A 15,523-nucleotide genomic window follows, 5' to 3' on the forward strand; every position below is an offset into this window, starting at 1 on the left:
AAGCGTAAAGCCAAGTACCAAAGTCATCTCAAAGGCAACAGAAAAACTAGCCGTAAGATAGAAGCGTTAACCTATCACCGAAATCGTTTTGTGGAGAATTATTTGCATAACACCAGTTTCTTAGTGGCCCTTGTATTTAACCACAAATAATATTGGTACTGTAGCCATAGGAAAAAATGATAACTGGAAACAAGGTGCAAATATCGGCAAAAAAAACAACCAAAATTTTACTCAAATACCACATGATAAGAAAGCCCAAGCAAATTACTTACAAATGTCAGCTAGCAGGAATCAAGGTGATTGAAACAGAGGAAAGCTATACAAGCAAAACATCTGCCCTTGATCTAGAGCAACCAATGAAACATGAAACTTATAGGGGTAAACGAGTCAAACGTGGTTTCCAAACGGAGTGGAACTGGTATAGTCATTAATGCCGATATCAATGGCAGTCTTCAAATATAAGATAAGAAATTCCCAGGGGCATTTACTGCCGAGGGAATAGTGAGCTGCGCCGAGAGCGCCAGTATTGGTTAATCCAATATCAAGATATTAAGCTGTCACAATTTTCTACAGTTTAGTTCGTACGGTTCTTATCTACTATGTAGAAAAGTTCTTTGACGATCGTAAAGTAAAGATAATTGTCAATGAAATTTTAAAAATGGTAGAAATTCCGTCATCTGATAATATTGTAACTCGAGTGACTTCCTAGCCATTCTAGAAAAAGTTTTTGTAGCTCTTTCGTCATTCAACTACATTGTGATTTCGCTTGTGTTAATTACTTAATAATTTAAGTGCTATTTAAGTTAAGCTTAATGTATAGTAATTGGTATAAGATAAAAAAGAGCAAAGAGGTATAGGGAGAAATAATATCATGTCCGTTGGGGCGCGTTTGGGTAAACCCAAGGGTGAATATCTACAGAAAATTTAAGTTTTTTTCTTGCTCTTAAGCCTTCCTGCCTCTTCCATCTTCCTTATTATCATTCCCTTTTGACCGAAAAATTCTGGTCTCGAGCCTCCTTATTGCAGAGGTACTGATACAGCAGATTCAACCTTAGTGAGGTACACCCCTCGCGGGCAAGATGCCCGCACTACAAACATTTAATTATTAATATCTGTACTTCATATACTTGGAATATGCTGTAACTGATAACTGATAACTGAAATGACTTAGCCTAGAAAACAAAGATGAATGCTCAAGCAAAATTATTAAAGCTACAGTTTGCCTCATTTTTACCGATAGATTCCTTAGTTGCATTAACAGCTAGTATAATCTGTCTCTCTTTTTCACCCATTTTTATCCGTTTGAGCGAACTGGAAATAGGACCAAACGCTACAGCATTCAATCGTTTTTGGATAGCGGCTGTTGCCTTTTGGCTGCTAAATACTTTATTGACAGTACGCCACCGATACCGAAATAAAGAAACTCAACTTGAACAACAAAAGCACCATCTAGTTAATAGGGCAAAGCTACTAATAATAGATGGTATTCTTATATCAGTAGGTCTAATGCTTTGGGCTTGGTCTTTAAATCAAACGAGTATTGCCAACTCTAGTATGATCCATAATCTGGTGCCAATATTTACCGTCTTGGGAGGGTGGCTAACTTTAGGTCAAACTTTCGACAATCGATTTTTGATTGGTATGGTAGTTGCGATTTTTGGAGCAACTTTACTAGAAGCAGAAGAACTGTTATCATTGAGGATGAGCCAAGAACTATTAGGAAGTTTAGCAGCTTTGCTCTCAGCAGTGTTTTTTGGAATACATCCACTTGTCATTCAGCGACTCCGGAGTAATTTAAGCCCTGTCACTATTATGACTTGGTCTACAACAACAAGTTTTCTATTTATATTACCTGTTGTTTTGATTGCCGAAGAGCAACTTTTCCCAACTTCGATAAATGGGTGGCTTGCAGTCATTGCCCAAGCTCTCGTTAGTCAAATGCTCGCTATGGGACTTTGGGCTTATTGTCTCAAAAAGTTATCTGCCGGGTTTAGTAGCTTAGTGGCGTTGCTTATTCCGGCTCTCAGTGCGGTGGAAGGTTGGGCTATATTTTCAGAAAGCCTGAATTTTTTGACTGTGGTAAGTTTCTTTGTAATTTTATTTGGAATGTATTTGGCTATTTCTAGCACATCTGCTATCAAGTTTGAAATCGAGTCTTCCAAAGTAATGATTAAAACTAATGATTAATTTGAAGATACATACCATATAAATCTAGTATTTTTGTCAACAAAAAGGTAAAAAAATGAAACTAATCAAGGCCAAACAAGATGCAGCAGATTTTAAGTCCCTGCTTAATTATCTTAACGATCACCAACAGGAATTCAAGGAGACTCTAACAAATAATGGGGCGATCGCTATTCGAGGATATGAAGTGAAAACTCCAGACCAATTTCAACAAGTGGGATTGAGTATTTTCCCGAATCTCCGAAAAAAATACGAAGGTGGGGCACCACGTCAAAAAGTTGCTGAATATGTCTGGACTGCTTCTGAGCTACCAAGTTATATGCCACTTCCCGGTCATACAGAATTATCTTACTCCCCATCAGAAAAACCAGATTATATATTATTGTTCTGTTCTCAAGTTGCTGCTAGTGGGGGTGAAACTCCAGTTATCGATCTGAAATCAGTTTTATCAGATTTACCCAAAAAGTTACGACAGAAGTGTTCTCAGACTGGTCTGGTAACAAAAATTTTTTGGGTAAGTATGGAGAAAAAAATATTTGACGTGCGATTATGGAAGTGGCCTTGGTTTAGTTCTCCCAAATCTTGGCATACAGTATTCAATACTGATGATAGGAGTTTAGTAGAGGCAAAATGTTGTGAAGTCGGGCGAGAGATTGAGTGGCTTACTAATGGCAACTTAGTTGTTTCTTCTCGGATGCCGACAATTAGTGCTCATCCGATTACGAAGGAAATTCTCTGGACGGGATGGTTTCCTATGTTTGACGTCTGGGGTACTTGTATTGAAGCATGGTTTGTTGCTAACCATCAAAGAAAGATCCGGAGTTGGTTAGTATTTTTGATCGTATTTTTAATAACGTTGGTGCAAAGTTGTCGAGAAAAATTGATTTCAGGTGAAAGCAAATACAGAGCTTTGGATGTAGCATTTGAAGATGGTACTAATTTGTCATTTTTGGATGTGTACTATATTATCAAAACCCATTGGAAAAACGCAGAACTCTATGATTGGCAAGAGGGGGATATATTGGTTTTAGATAATCATCGCATGGGGCATGGTAGGCTTCCTTTTACTGGAGAAAGACTGGTTTACGCAGCTATCGCTTGATTATGTATTTAGAGTTTTATTCCCCCCAAAATTGGGGGCTTAGGGGGGCTTGCATCATACCCAGAATCAGCAACGCCCCAGTTGAAAAGATAAGAAAAATATTCGCTAAATAAATATAGAGAGGAATCAAGTTTTGTCTACTTTACGATCGCTTTCTACTTCCCACATACAGCAAGCAAATTGGTTTCTGTATAAATTCAAAGCTACAGGTTTAACAGACAAAGTGTCTGTAGCAGTTCGGATTAAATCACCTCTAGATATTCAAAGTGTAAAAGATACACTACAAATATTAATTGAACGTCACTCAATTCTTCGCAGTATCTATTACGAACAAGATGGAAAAATAGTTCAAGAAATTAGGGAAAATGTTGATATTAATTTTGAACAAATTTCTGCTTCATCTTGGAGCGACGAAGAATTAGAAGGGCAGTTATGTGACGCTGTAAAACGTCCTTTTAACTTAGAATCTAGCGGAGTATTTCGTGCTTGTTTATTTACAGCGCTTTTCATTCGAGTAGACCACAAAGTCAGCCATTTATTGTGTAATTTGCAGTCCTCGTTTCGCTTACCACCGCTTCACCTACCACCTAACTTTTTAACTGTGGTTTACCCATTTAAAAACTGCTGTAAACGTTCGGTAACAGAGAATATTTTGTTATTGACTGTTCATCAAATAGCTGGAGATTGGGAGTCTTTATTAATATTAGTAAATGAATTTGTTGCTCTCTATGAATCAAAAATTAATCATGAATCTCTAGATTTACCCATATTAAATAAGTCTTATGAAGATTATATTCAGAAAGAATTAGACTTGCTCAATAGTTCAGGTGGTTTTTAGCTAAATAAGTAGTTAGTTTATGTAACGTATCTTTCCTGATATCAGCTACCTTTTTGTGTAGTCTGGCTATTTTTACCTGTGCTTTTTTCCAGTTAGAGCGAAAACTTGGTTTTATGCCTGCGAGCGGTATTGCAGTCGTGATAGTTTAGATTCTAACTTTTTGTAAGATTTAGAGCCATCAAATACTTCTCCTGTTGACAATGTTGCCAAAGTTTTAATTCCTAAGTCTACACCAACTACATCTACTGATTTCTCACTAATTTGGGGTATCCTTTCCATTTTGAAACTAATAAACCATCTATCAGCTTTCCTGGCTTAAGTTACAGATTTAGGAGTTACATTATCTGGCAAAATTTCATAAGTTTTAATCCATCCAATTCGAGGTAGTTTTATCTGAAACACACCTACTGATATTGAACCATCTAAAGTAAAACTATCGTCTCTACCTTTTTTCTTAAATTTAGGTTGAGCTGACACTTTACTAAAGCAGCGCTTCCAAGCCTCTGATAAATATCTCAAAGCATATTGAGGCGCTGTTTTAGATACTTCATAATACCAATAGTTATTAGGTTTAACCATTGCTACCAAAAGTTTATGTAGGTCGATAGATGTGGGAAATTTTAGTTTACTACCAGGATTATTAGAATTGTGATTAAGGATGTTCCTAGTTAACCATAGTCCCCAATTATAAGCATGACGGGCTACAAAGCGCGTGTTTAGCCAGTAACGTTTTTTGTCGATTATTTGGGTGCAGTTCAGTTTTGAATCCTAGTAGCATCAAATAAAATATATATAGATATTCAGAGATTATAGTAGGTAATCACAGATTATGTCAAGCTGTTAATTACCCTATTGCTAACAATCAACTTTATATTTTCGATAGAAATTTAGAATCAGTTCCCATCGGTGTTCTCGGAGAGCTGTATATTGGAGGAGTCGGTGTAGCAAATGGTTATCTGAACCGCCCGGAGATGACTGCGGAAAAATTCATATCCGATCCGTTTAGCGATCGAAAAGAAAGCCGACTCTACAAAACAGGAGATTTAGCTCGCTATCTTCCTGATGGTAATATCGAATTTATTGGTCGCATCGATAACCAAGTCAAAATTCGAGGCTTTCGGATCGAAATCGGAGAAATCGAAACGACGATCGCTCAACATTCCACTGTTAAAGAAACAGTAGTTTTGGCAAGAGAAGATAATCCTGGTAATAAACGTTTAGTGGCGTATATTGTGCCCGAAACTGAAGCGGAGCAAAAAATTGTACCGCAACTAAAACAACATCTCAAGGAAAAATTGGCAGAGTACATGATACCTTCAGCTTTTGTGGTTTTATCACAACTGCCATTAACTCCGAATGGGAAAGTTAACCGTCGCGCTCTACCTGCACCGGATATTTCTAGTTTTAGTGAGAGTAATAATTTTGTTGCACCACGAGATGATATTGAAGAACAATTAGCAGAAATTTGGTCAAATATTCTCAATATTAATCCAGTGGGAATTAAAAATAATTTCTTTGAATTAGGAGGTCATTCTCTATTAGCAGTTAACTTAATGGCAAAAATTCAACAACGCTTTGCCAAACAATTACCTTTATCCACTCTGTTTACTAATCCCACAATTGAAGATTTAGCAAGTTTAATCCGAGGTGAAAATCAAGTTATTTCTTCTTCTCTAGTCCCGCTGCAAATTCAGGGAAATAAACAACCATTTTTCTGTGTACATCCTGCGGGCGGTCATGTATTTTATTACCAAGAATTATCTCATTATTTAGGTAATAATCAACCCTTTTATGGTTTACAAGCTCAAGGGTTTAATGAAGGAGAAAAAATCTTCACAAACGTGGAAGACATGGCTGAATTTTATATCAAAACTATGCAAGAATTTCAACCAGAAGGACCCTATCAAATTGGTGGTTGGTCTTTTGGAGGAGTTGTTGCTTTTGAAATGGCACAACAGTTAGTTCAGCAGGGACAAGAAGTTAGTTTATTGGCTTTATTAGACCCTTGGGCTCCCATCTTATTAGACCCTAATAAGAAAATCGATAATTTGTACATGAGGGGAGTATTAAGTCGTTATTTTGGAGGAATGTTTGGTATAACTAATTTAGTTACTGAGGAAGAATTAAAAGGGTTAAGTTCTGAAGAACAGATAGAATTTATTATTGATAAAGCGGAAAATTTAAAGTTATTCCCAGAGGAAGCTACTCGCGAACAGAATCGACGCTTTATCGATGTAATTATCGGTACTTTGAAAGCAACTTATGCCTATAAACGTCGGCCTTATCCAGGAAAAGTAACAGTCTTTCGGGGACAAGAAAAACATCCTCATGGGATAGATCCGCAATTAGTTTGGGTAGAAATGTATGCTATTTTAGATGTAGCTGATATGGAAGTAGTTATGGTTCCTGGTAATCATTTTACATTCATAAAAGAACCACATATCAAAGTATTAGCAGAACGTTTGAGTGAGCATTTAAAGTAGTTAAGACTTACGCATTAACGCTATTGGTAGGGTGTGTTAGCGACAGCGTAACACACCAAAACCCTATATCTATTCTCAGTGCTTCATTAATTGATAATGGATAATGGATAATTGATAATTACCTCTGGTTAAAACCGAGAGGATTGAATATCAGGAGATATTATTTTTTTTTCCCCTTAAAAGGGGAGGCTTTAAACCAGAATTGTTTAATTATTAATTATTAATAATTAATAATTCGGTAAGTTTTATTAGTAAAAATTGTTCAATAATTGATAATTGATAATGGATAATTGATAATTACCTCTCCCTAAAAGGAAGAGGATTGAATAAAAGGAAAAAATTTATTTTTTTCCCCTTGAAAGGGGAAGCTTTAAACCTGAATTATTGAATTATTGAATTATTGAATTATTAATTCTTCGGTAAAGCTAGTTTTTCATCTAACTCAGGAAGAAAAAGATGACCGTTTTTATTAGTAATTAACCTTGGTATTTTGCCACAGTAGAAACTCATGGTTTACAGTAAATTCACCTTAGAGGAACTCAAACAAAAATTTAACATTACCCTGACAGGCAGCAAAGGAAAATTTAACAACTTACCAGAAGTTGCCCCCAGTAAATTTCTTCTTGAAGCCTTAGAAGAATATTTACCCTTAGCAGTGGCAATAGGTTCGGAAAAAGCTCGTTCTGAATTAATAGTTGCACCAATTTTAGTGGCAATTAAAAAACATTTAAACCAACAGATAAGTTTATTTTCTGGCATCGAGTTTAATGTTGATATAGAGCTTGGATTAAATGGCTTTTGCGATTTTATTATTAGTCATTCAACCCAACAATTTTTCATCGAATCACCAGTTATTGCCTTAGTAGAAGCTAAAAACGATAATCTTAAATCTGGTTTAGCTCAATGCATGGCAGAAATGGTTGCCGCTCAAATTTTCAACCAACGTCATTTCAGTTATCAGTTATCAGTTATCAGTTATCAGTTCCTCTGGTTGAAGCATTGGGATTGAAACACTGAAGTTTATTTTTTTTCATCCCCTTGAAAGGGCGAGACCTTATTTTTTGGTCAAGGTAACAAGATTTCCAAAATTTATGGAGCTATTACTACTGGAACTGTTTGGCAATTTTTAGAGTTAGAAGGTGAAGCAGTGTAAGCATTCAGCCGTCAGCTATCAGCCAGCCTCCTACGGAGGAACTGCGTTAACAGCTATTGCTTTTAGTTTTAGATAAAAGCTTTACTAATTTAGTCAGAATTTATACTTACGCCTAAAAGCTGACTTTAATTTTTCATTAAAACCCCACCATAATAGCTGAGAGCTGACAGCTAATAGCTGAATGCTTACGAAGCAGTAGTATTAGATTTACAGGAATATTCTGTGGAAAACTTACCAAAAATTTTAGGAATCTTGACCAGTTTTGTTAGTTAGTAAATAAGCATTCAGCATTCAGCAGTCAGCTAGCCTCCTACGGAGGAACTTCGTTAACAGCTTTATTAACTTTAGTGGACAATTTAAACTCGTTTTTCTTGTGCTTCAATTCTTTGTTTTAAAATGTAGTATAAGTTAAACAAATACTTGTTTCATTCATTAAACAGTTGAATGCGGGCGTATTCCGCACCGAAGAGCTGACTGCTAATAGCTGAATGCTTACTTTATAGCAATGCTAAGTTGAAGTATATCTTTGACAGTATTTGCTTTTATTCTGTAGTCAAAAAATTGGAGATTAATTATGCTAGGAAGTGCATCAGAGTCTAAGAAAAAAAATCTATCGAATCATCTACGGTTACTGGCAAAGTCAGTGCGTTTATGTAGCAACAAATTTGAGAATTCCTAACTTGTTGCATGACGGACCAAAAACTGTTGAAGAAATAGCAGAAAAAACAGCAACAAAAGTAGAAAAACTTTATGTTGTACTCCGTGCATTAGCTCATTTAGGCGTGTTTATAGAAAAACCAGGTCGTGTTTTTGCTGCTACAGAATTATCCGAATTTCTAATTACAAATGATTCCCCTTCTATCGGTGACTTTTTAATGCACATTACAGAACCTAATATGTGGGATGGTTGGCGAGAATTAGAAAACAGTTTAAAGACTGGAGAAGTTCCTTTTGAGTTAGCAAAAGGTAAGGACTTTTACACTTCTTATATGACAGAGAATCCCAAGAGTAAAAACCTGTTCAACAATGCCATGAGTTATTTAACTGCTGAAGTTGTCGATCCGTTGTTTGAAGTTTATGATTTTGGTCGCTTTCAGACAGTAATGGATGTCGGAGGAAATCAGGGCACATTAATTGCCAATATTGTGAAAAGATTCGGCTGTAAAGGAATTTTATTTGACTTACCCCATGAAGTAAAAACTGCTCCTAATAATCTGGCAAAATATGGAGTTAATGATGCAGTAACAGTTATTGGTGGAAGTGCTTTGCAATCTTTACCAAAAGGTGCCGATGCAATTGTCATGAAATATTTTCTATCGGTATTTAGTAAAGAGGATTCAATCAAGGTATTGACTAACTGCCGAGAAGCTCTGCCAAAAGACGGTAGAGTGATTCTTCTACAAACTTTAGTTCCTGCTGTCGGTGCCCCTGTAGAATATCCCGATGGCACAATACCAGCTTTGGCAGCAGTGCAGATGATGATTACAAATCCTGGGGGTTATTGGCGCACCGAACAAGAATATAAAGATTTGTTTGCAGCAAGTGGTTTTCAACTCGAACAAATCTTTAATACTGGTACAAGTGTGACAGCTATGGAATTTAGTCCTATTTAAGTCTTGGCTTTGCTGATTCTAGGTATGATTTTGCCCCCCTAGCCCCCCAATTTTGGGGGGAATAAAACTCTAAAAGTCCCCCTTGATCCCCCTCCCGTCCCCCTTGGAAATCCCCCTCCCGTCCCCCTTAGAAATCCCCCTCCCGTCCCCCTTAGAAATCCCCCTCCCGTCCCCCTTAGAAAGGGGGAAGCCAGAAGATGCTTCGCTTTTGAAGGATGGGAAGCCAGAGGACGCGGGGAGGGGGAGACGCGGAGACGCGGAGAGGGGAGAGGACGCGGGGGTTTTCTTTAATGGATAGAGAAAATAGATTGAATTAATTACTCAATTATCCAATCTCCGCTTCCCCGTGTCACCACGTCTCCATGTCAAGTCTTAAAAATTTACCCTTGTAAGGAGTAGGGCAGTGGGGGAGTGAGGGAGTGAGGGAGATTGAAGTAATTATAGAATTATAAACATATATATAGATATCTCCGAAAAAGAATATAGGGAAATTCCATTGAACTTCCCTACCAAAATTTCAGTAAAGTTTGATTTAATTGATGAAGATAGATTTATAATAATTCGATCATTAATTATGGTATTAATAAGCGATCGACTTTCAGCCTTGGATATCAATCTCTTTAGTTAAGTTTACTGGCTGAAAGATAACTGCTAAAAATTATTTAAAAGGAGTAAAAGATGGGTTTAATTAGTGGTATACTCGGAAATGCTTCCGAAGTTAATACTGATTCCAAAAAACTAGATAAGTTATTCAACGATATTTTAGTAGATGGAGAACAAATTGAAAAAGCTTACCAAATTATTCGCGATATGTTTGTGTTTACTAATAAGCGTTTAATTTTGGTAGATAAACAAGGAGTGACAGGACATAAAATTGAGTTTCTCTCTATTCCCTATTCAAAAATTACCAAATTCTCTAAAGAAAGTGCAGGGCATTTTGACTTAGATGCAGAGTTAAAGATTTGGGTGGGTAGTGAATCAGAACCAATTAGTCATGAGTTTAATCGTTCAGTGAATATTAATGAAGTTTATGCTGTATTGAGTAAGTATGTTTTGAGGTAAACTTTTGAAAAAGTTTTAGATTTTAGGTTCAATTTTATTGAACTTGAATACATAATTAATTTTGTACAACACGCATTATAGTAAAATTTTTAAGCTAATTTATGGGAGTAGTTCATAAGTAGAGCTACTCTTTATTTTGTCTTAAGACCGCAGTAGGAACTTTCCATGCAAGGTCCCTACTGGGTTTTGCTTATGGCGATGTGGTTCATCAATCTGAAAAGCGCTTTAAAACTCAGACAAAGCAATATTTTTCCTTCTTCCTTCTTCCTTCTTCCTTCTTCCTTCTACTATTACTATTACTATTAAAAAATATGAATAAAGGTCCTGACCCGAACCTTAAATATCCAATACCTAATCAAACTCGATTAGTCTATTTAAAGAACATTATTAAAAATCCCAATATTATTGTCGGAGACTATACTTACTACGACGATTTTGAGAATCCAGAGAATTTTGAGCGGAATGTTCTCTATCATTTTGATTTTATTGGAGATAAATTAATTATTGGTAAATTCTGCTCTATTGCCTCTGATGTAAAGTTTATGATGAATGGAGGAAATCATCGTACTGACTGGTTTACAAATTATCCTTTTCCTGTGTTTGGAGAAGGTTGGGAAAAAGCAATGCCGGACTTGTGGCCAGACAAAGGAAATACTGTTATTGGTAATGATGTTTGGATTGGTTATGGAGCGGTCTTTATGCCTGGTATTCAAGTAGGGGATGGAGCAATTATCGCAACAAATTCTGTAGTAACAAAAAATGTTGCCCCATACAGTATTGTTGGTGGAAATCCTGCTAAGGAAATTCGTAAAAGATTTGAGGAAGCTATTATTAAAGAGTTGCTAGAAATTAAATGGTGGGATTGGGAAATTGAAAAAATTACTGATAATTTACAGGCAATTTGTGGAGCGGATATTAATGAATTGCTTCAATAATTAATAATTAATAATTAATAATTAATAATTAATAATTAATAATTAATAATTACCTCTCCTTCCCATTCGGCATTGGTATTTTTTTTTATTTTATATGTATAAAGAAAAAGTTGATTTAATTCCATAGCAAATTATCGAAAGGTAAAATTATTTTGGTATCAAAGTATTAACAAAATATATGGTTAGTCAACAAACAATCGATATTGTCAAATCTACTGCACCAGTACTGAAAAAACAGGGAAAACAAATTACTACTCGGATGTATGAAATAATGTTTGAAAATCATCCTGAAATCAAATCGCAGTTTGATATGTCTGCTCAAGCTGATGGTTCTCAACCTGCAAAGTTAGCTACTGCAGTTTATAGTTATGCTACTCATATTGATGATTTGGCTGGTCTAAAATCAATGGTTGAAAAAATAGCTCACCGCCATGTGCAAACTCATGTACTACCGGAACAATATCCAGTGGTAGGAGAATGTATGTTGCAAGCTATGCAGGATGTTTTGGGAGATGTAGCTACACCAGAAGTGATATCTGCTTGGGCAGAAGCTTATCAGGCGTTGGCAGAAGTTTTTATTCACCGAGAGCATGAAATTTATGAAGAGGAAGGTGTTTCCTAATTTCATTTTTTTTGAGTTAAAGAACCAGTCAGCAGTCGGCACTCAGTAGGATCATTTTTTTGACACCCTTCTTTACCGAATAATTAGGGTTTGCTGAAAAAGTCTTATGGGTGAGGGTAGGAGATAGGAGAAATGGGTACTTAGAGGAGGTAGGAGTAAGAATTTTAAGGGGGATTTTAACCCAAGTCCAAAAAGCTGATAGCTGAATGCTAAAAGCTGATAGCTAGTTAAAAAGACGGGGGAGATATTGAGCTTAATAGTTGCGGGAGAGCGTAGTGGTGTTGGCAAAACAACTGTTACGTTGGCTTTACTTTCTTATTTAAAGTGGCAAAATTTGCAGGTGCAATCATTTAAGGTGGGACCTGATTATATTGATCCGATGTTTCATCAATATGTCACGGGTAAGTCTTGTCGGAATTTAGACCCGGTGTTGACTTCCGAGGTTTATGTGCAGCAATGTTTTGCGCGAAATATTCAAGATGTTGATTTTGCCTTGGTTGAAGGGGTGATGGGTTTGTTTGATGGGGTGAGTTTTGAACCCCCCTTAGAAAGGTTTGATCCCCCCTGGCCCCCCTTAGAAAGGGGGGGAGATGAGGAGAGTGATAGCTGCTTTCCTGATTTTGCTTCTACTGCTCATATTTCTCGGTTGTTGAATGTACCTGTATTATTGGTGCTTGACTGTAGTCGGTTATCAGGTTCTGTGGCAGCGATCGCTCATGGTTTAATTTCTTTTGGCCCTACTATTAATTTTGCTGGTTTGATACTTAACCGGGTAGGGAGCGATCGCCATTTACAGTTACTTCAAAATTCCCTGAAATCTATAAATTTACCCATACTTGGGGTACTGCGACGACATCAAAATATTACTATTCCTGACCGATATTTGGGTTTAGTTCCTACTGATGAAATGCCAGATTTAGATAATTTAATTAATGATTTGGCTGATTTGGCAAAAACTTGTTTTGATTGGGAGAAATTACTACCACTTTTAAAAATTCAGAATGAGGGGTCTCAGCACTTTTCATATAGCCAAGTTATCCCTAATAACAGAATACATTTTCCACAATCAAATGTCAAGAATCTTGAGAAAAAAAAGTCGAAATTTTTGATAGGAGTAGCTCGCGATCGCGCATTTAATTTCTATTATCAAGACAACCTAGATATTCTGGAAGAGTTAGGAGCAAAAATAGTATTTTGGAGTCCCCTAAAGGATGAAAATTTACCTGCGGGAGTAGAAGGTTTATATTTTGGTGGTGGATTTCCAGAAGTTTTTGCCCAACAATTAAACGAAAATATTTTAATGAGAAAAGCTGTTCAGGCAGCAATTATTTCTGGAATGCCAACTTATGCTGAATGTGGTGGGTTGATGTATTTATCTCAGGCAATTATTGACTTTAATGGTAAGTCTTGGGAGATGGTAGGAATTTTACCAACTACGGCAATAATGGGTAAAGGTTTGAAGTTAGGATATCGGCAAGCAATTACTAATATAGATACTCCTTTATTAGAGGCAAATACACAAGTTTATGGACATGAGTTTCATCGTTCTGAATTAACTGAATTACCTGAAAGACATCTATACAAAATGTGGCGAATTGATGAGGATAAAAATCGGAGCAAGGGAACTGTTGAAGGTTGGAATTTTTATCAACTTCATGCTTCCTATCTTCATATTCATTGGGGGAGTAGGGTAGATATTCCTCGGCGGTTTCTGAATTATTTGGAAGAGGGAAGAAGGAAAGACTGAAGTTAATTTTTTTTGTCATTGCAACCGACAGGGAAGCAATCTCAAACCCTAATTTTTCGTACCTTATGCGTAAGTCCTGTTAAGTGTATTGTAGTGCGGGCATCTTGCCCGCTTCGGGGTGTACCTCACCAAAGTGGAATCTGCTCTATGTTTACTTCTCTGTACAGAGGTTGCATTGAACGTCCCTACTCCCCTGCTCAATAAAATGTAGAAATAATATAATCTCTCCTTCGACTGCTATATTCCTCACTTTCTACTTTTTTTTGGTAAAATAATAACTGTTTAATATTAATATTCAGTTTGAGAAATAAAATGACAGTATCTGTGGAATTTATTGAAGGATTAGATGAGAAAATTACAGAAGTTAGTCTGAGAAAACGCCGTAACTCTGACACAAAAATAGTTGTACTAATATTTGACCGTCTTCAAGCTACGGAAAGTTTTCGTTCCTTCACTAATAAAATAAATAAATTATGGTTGAAAGACGAGGAAGGAAATATTGAAGTTGCTCCTAGCGGGATTAAATTTTTGTCTGCTGATGAAAGTGATTTTTCTAAAGTAGAATGTTCTTTTGAAGTAGAATCTGAGGAAAATTTTGAGAGAGTCATGCGATTTTTACACCGTTATGCTGAGGCGAATGGTTTTGAATTTAAATCTAATTAAGTAACTTTGAAGAAGGAAGAAAGAAGAAGGAAAAGTATGGGGATAGTCATTTCAGTTATCTGTTATCAGTACCTCCTCATAAATTAGGAGACTCGAAATACTGAAGTTTATTTTTTTTCATCCCCTTAAAAAGAGAGGCTATTGACCTTACTTTTTGATCAACGACACGCGACTTTGTGTCCTATAACCCAAACAATTTTAACCATCGCTTGTCAGATAGAGTATAAGTATTAAACCTGCCACAGAAAAGATCAAAAAAATTTGCATAGCTATAGTAAAGAATGGGGTGGTTAGAACTTATAATGAGAATAAATCTTAGACAGGGAAATATTTTTCCCACTGTTCCCTATTCCCTATTCCCTGTTCCCTAATATAAATTAAAAATGAGTAAATCAATAGTAGTTAAACAACTGTTTACCCAAGAAATTACACCAGAAAACTTTCGACCTTTTGGACAAGTAATCTGGGCTGCAAAAGATGGCAAAAAATATGACCAAGACGATGCTCAATTAAATTTAGAAAATGGTATGCCAAGATTCTATATTATGCGGTTATTTGAAAAAGGTCGAAAGTTTACTAAAATTACTCGTCATGTAAAATGTACTCAATGTTTGGGTTCTCTAGAAGGAAAAGAATGGTTAATGGCAGTTGCTCCACCTTGTGCAGAAGATGCACCAAAATTAGAAGATATAGTTGCTTTTAAAATTCCTGGGAATTGTTTTATTAAATTAGAGGCAGGAACCTGGCACGCAGGACCATATTTAGATTATGAATTTGTAGATTTTTACAACTTAGAATTGAGTGATACAAATGAGGTAGATCATTTTACTCACAACTTTGCTAAAAGTCATAATTTAGAGTTGGAAATTGTATAAGGAAAGTCAAAAGTCAAAAGTCAAAAGTCAAAAGTAATAATTTAGGCTGTGGAAATTTTTTAAGAGTATACCAACTCATATCAAATCCGGTTAAATAGTTATTATAAATAGGACTTACGCATGAACGCTATTGGTAGGGTGTGTTAGCGCTAGCGTAACTGAGCGATGCCCCTTATGTAGTGCCTTTGCGTAAGTCCTGATAAAGTTGGTAGAGATGGGGAGATTGAAGTAATTATAGAGTTATAA

Annotated in this window: 17 protein-coding genes; 13 read left to right on the forward strand and 4 right to left on the reverse strand. The window is 36.1% G+C overall.

Features of this window, described 5'->3' with window-relative positions:
- The first annotated feature begins 176 nt into the window (after positions 1-176).
- The 4 genes from F6K54_RS24620 (at position 177) to F6K54_RS24635 (ending at position 4,124) form a co-directional block, all read left to right on the forward strand.
- A complete protein-coding gene (locus F6K54_RS24620; RefSeq protein WP_293083221.1) occupies positions 177-431 on the forward strand; it encodes a hypothetical protein in 255 nt (84 codons plus the stop codon).
- Between the two features lie 754 nt (positions 432-1,185).
- Positions 1,186-2,187: a DMT family transporter gene (locus F6K54_RS24625; protein WP_293083224.1), complete on the forward strand. Its 1,002-nt coding sequence runs from the start codon at positions 1,186-1,188 to the stop codon at positions 2,185-2,187.
- A 55-nt stretch (positions 2,188-2,242) separates the two neighbouring features.
- Positions 2,243-3,286, forward strand: a complete 1,044-nt coding sequence (locus F6K54_RS24630) for a TauD/TfdA family dioxygenase (protein WP_293083225.1) — start codon at positions 2,243-2,245, stop codon at positions 3,284-3,286.
- A gap of 133 nt (positions 3,287-3,419) precedes the next feature.
- Positions 3,420-4,124 (forward strand): condensation domain-containing protein, encoded by a 705-nt coding sequence (locus F6K54_RS24635; RefSeq protein WP_293083228.1) that lies wholly within the window; start codon positions 3,420-3,422, stop codon positions 4,122-4,124.
- Here F6K54_RS24635 and F6K54_RS43175 read toward each other — a convergent pair.
- The 4 genes from F6K54_RS43175 to F6K54_RS24655 all read right to left on the reverse strand — a co-directional run bounded on the left by F6K54_RS43175 (position 4,102) and on the right by F6K54_RS24655 (position 4,902).
- Positions 4,102-4,266 carry a transposase gene (locus tag F6K54_RS43175; protein ID WP_366558229.1) on the reverse strand — a complete coding sequence of 55 codons (165 nt, stop codon included), beginning with the start codon at positions 4,264-4,266 and terminating at the stop codon, positions 4,102-4,104. The two genes, F6K54_RS24635 and F6K54_RS43175, sit on opposite strands and share 23 nt — an antisense overlap.
- A complete protein-coding gene (locus tag F6K54_RS24645) occupies positions 4,236-4,403 on the reverse strand; it encodes a transposase (protein ID WP_293083230.1) in 168 nt (55 codons plus the stop codon). Before F6K54_RS24645 ends, F6K54_RS43175 begins: the two co-directional genes overlap by 31 nt.
- A 36-nt stretch (positions 4,404-4,439) precedes the next feature.
- Positions 4,440-4,703 carry a hypothetical protein gene (locus F6K54_RS24650; RefSeq protein WP_293083233.1) on the reverse strand — a complete coding sequence of 88 codons (264 nt, stop codon included), beginning with the start codon at positions 4,701-4,703 and terminating at the stop codon, positions 4,440-4,442.
- Between the two features lie 106 nt (positions 4,704-4,809).
- Complete coding sequence (locus tag F6K54_RS24655) at positions 4,810-4,902, reverse strand: helix-turn-helix domain-containing protein (protein WP_293083235.1); 93 nt, start codon at positions 4,900-4,902, stop codon at positions 4,810-4,812.
- Positions 4,903-5,095: 193 nt separating this feature from the next.
- On the opposite strand from F6K54_RS24655, the gene F6K54_RS24660 reads away from it, so the two are divergent.
- The 9 genes from F6K54_RS24660 to F6K54_RS24700 all read left to right on the forward strand — a co-directional run bounded on the left by F6K54_RS24660 (position 5,096) and on the right by F6K54_RS24700 (position 15,277).
- On the forward strand, positions 5,096-6,607 hold the full coding sequence (locus tag F6K54_RS24660) for a thioesterase domain-containing protein (protein WP_366558228.1): 1,512 nt from the start codon (positions 5,096-5,098) through the stop codon (positions 6,605-6,607).
- 508 nt (positions 6,608-7,115) lie between these two features.
- On the forward strand, positions 7,116-7,616 hold the full coding sequence (locus F6K54_RS24665; RefSeq protein WP_293083237.1) for a hypothetical protein: 501 nt from the start codon (positions 7,116-7,118) through the stop codon (positions 7,614-7,616).
- Between the two features lie 728 nt (positions 7,617-8,344).
- Complete coding sequence (locus F6K54_RS24670) at positions 8,345-9,373, forward strand: methyltransferase (RefSeq protein WP_293083240.1); 1,029 nt, start codon at positions 8,345-8,347, stop codon at positions 9,371-9,373.
- 678 nt (positions 9,374-10,051) lie between these two features.
- Positions 10,052-10,435 carry a PH domain-containing protein gene (locus tag F6K54_RS24675; RefSeq protein ID WP_293083242.1) on the forward strand — a complete coding sequence of 128 codons (384 nt, stop codon included), beginning with the start codon at positions 10,052-10,054 and terminating at the stop codon, positions 10,433-10,435.
- 311 nt (positions 10,436-10,746) lie between these two features.
- Positions 10,747-11,370, forward strand: coding sequence for a CatB-related O-acetyltransferase (locus F6K54_RS24680; protein ID WP_293083244.1), 624 nt, complete (start codon positions 10,747-10,749; stop codon positions 11,368-11,370).
- Between the two features lie 178 nt (positions 11,371-11,548).
- The gene (locus tag F6K54_RS24685; protein WP_293083246.1) at positions 11,549-11,992 is read left to right on the forward strand and encodes a globin domain-containing protein; all 444 of its coding nucleotides are present in this window, start codon (positions 11,549-11,551) and stop codon (positions 11,990-11,992) included.
- Positions 11,993-12,239: 247 nt separating this feature from the next.
- The gene (locus tag F6K54_RS24690; RefSeq protein WP_293083249.1) at positions 12,240-13,739 is read left to right on the forward strand and encodes a cobyrinate a,c-diamide synthase; all 1,500 of its coding nucleotides are present in this window, start codon (positions 12,240-12,242) and stop codon (positions 13,737-13,739) included.
- A 312-nt stretch (positions 13,740-14,051) separates the two neighbouring features.
- Positions 14,052-14,402, forward strand: coding sequence for a photosystem II reaction center protein Psb28 (gene psb28, locus F6K54_RS24695; protein WP_293083252.1), 351 nt, complete (start codon positions 14,052-14,054; stop codon positions 14,400-14,402).
- A gap of 383 nt (positions 14,403-14,785) precedes the next feature.
- Positions 14,786-15,277: an ureidoglycolate lyase gene (locus F6K54_RS24700; RefSeq protein WP_293083255.1), complete on the forward strand. Its 492-nt coding sequence runs from the start codon at positions 14,786-14,788 to the stop codon at positions 15,275-15,277.
- Positions 15,278-15,523 lie beyond the last annotated feature (246 nt).

It is taken from the genome of Okeania sp. SIO3B5 (assembly GCF_010692555.1).
In the GTDB taxonomy this organism is placed as follows: Bacteria; Cyanobacteriota; Cyanobacteriia; order Cyanobacteriales; family Microcoleaceae; genus Okeania.

Coding starts and splice junctions, on each gene's coding strand:
- F6K54_RS24620 (WP_293083221.1), top strand. CDS start 177: ATGATAACTGGAAACAAGGTGCAAATATCGGCAAAAAAAACAACCAAA.
- F6K54_RS24625 (WP_293083224.1), top strand. CDS start 1,186: ATGAATGCTCAAGCAAAATTATTAAAGCTACAGTTTGCCTCATTTTTA.
- F6K54_RS24630 (WP_293083225.1), top strand. CDS start 2,243: ATGAAACTAATCAAGGCCAAACAAGATGCAGCAGATTTTAAGTCCCTG.
- F6K54_RS24645 (WP_293083230.1), bottom strand. CDS start 4,403: ATGGAAAGGATACCCCAAATTAGTGAGAAATCAGTAGATGTAGTTGGT.
- F6K54_RS24650 (WP_293083233.1), bottom strand. CDS start 4,703: ATGGTTAAACCTAATAACTATTGGTATTATGAAGTATCTAAAACAGCG.
- F6K54_RS24655 (WP_293083235.1), bottom strand. CDS start 4,902: ATGCTACTAGGATTCAAAACTGAACTGCACCCAAATAATCGACAAAAA.
- F6K54_RS24660 (WP_366558228.1), top strand. CDS start 5,096: ATGACTGCGGAAAAATTCATATCCGATCCGTTTAGCGATCGAAAAGAA.
- F6K54_RS24665 (WP_293083237.1), top strand. CDS start 7,116: ATGGTTTACAGTAAATTCACCTTAGAGGAACTCAAACAAAAATTTAAC.
- F6K54_RS24675 (WP_293083242.1), top strand. CDS start 10,052: ATGGGTTTAATTAGTGGTATACTCGGAAATGCTTCCGAAGTTAATACT.
- F6K54_RS24680 (WP_293083244.1), top strand. CDS start 10,747: ATGAATAAAGGTCCTGACCCGAACCTTAAATATCCAATACCTAATCAA.
- F6K54_RS24685 (WP_293083246.1), top strand. CDS start 11,549: ATGGTTAGTCAACAAACAATCGATATTGTCAAATCTACTGCACCAGTA.
- psb28 (WP_293083252.1), top strand. CDS start 14,052: ATGACAGTATCTGTGGAATTTATTGAAGGATTAGATGAGAAAATTACA.
- F6K54_RS24700 (WP_293083255.1), top strand. CDS start 14,786: ATGAGTAAATCAATAGTAGTTAAACAACTGTTTACCCAAGAAATTACA.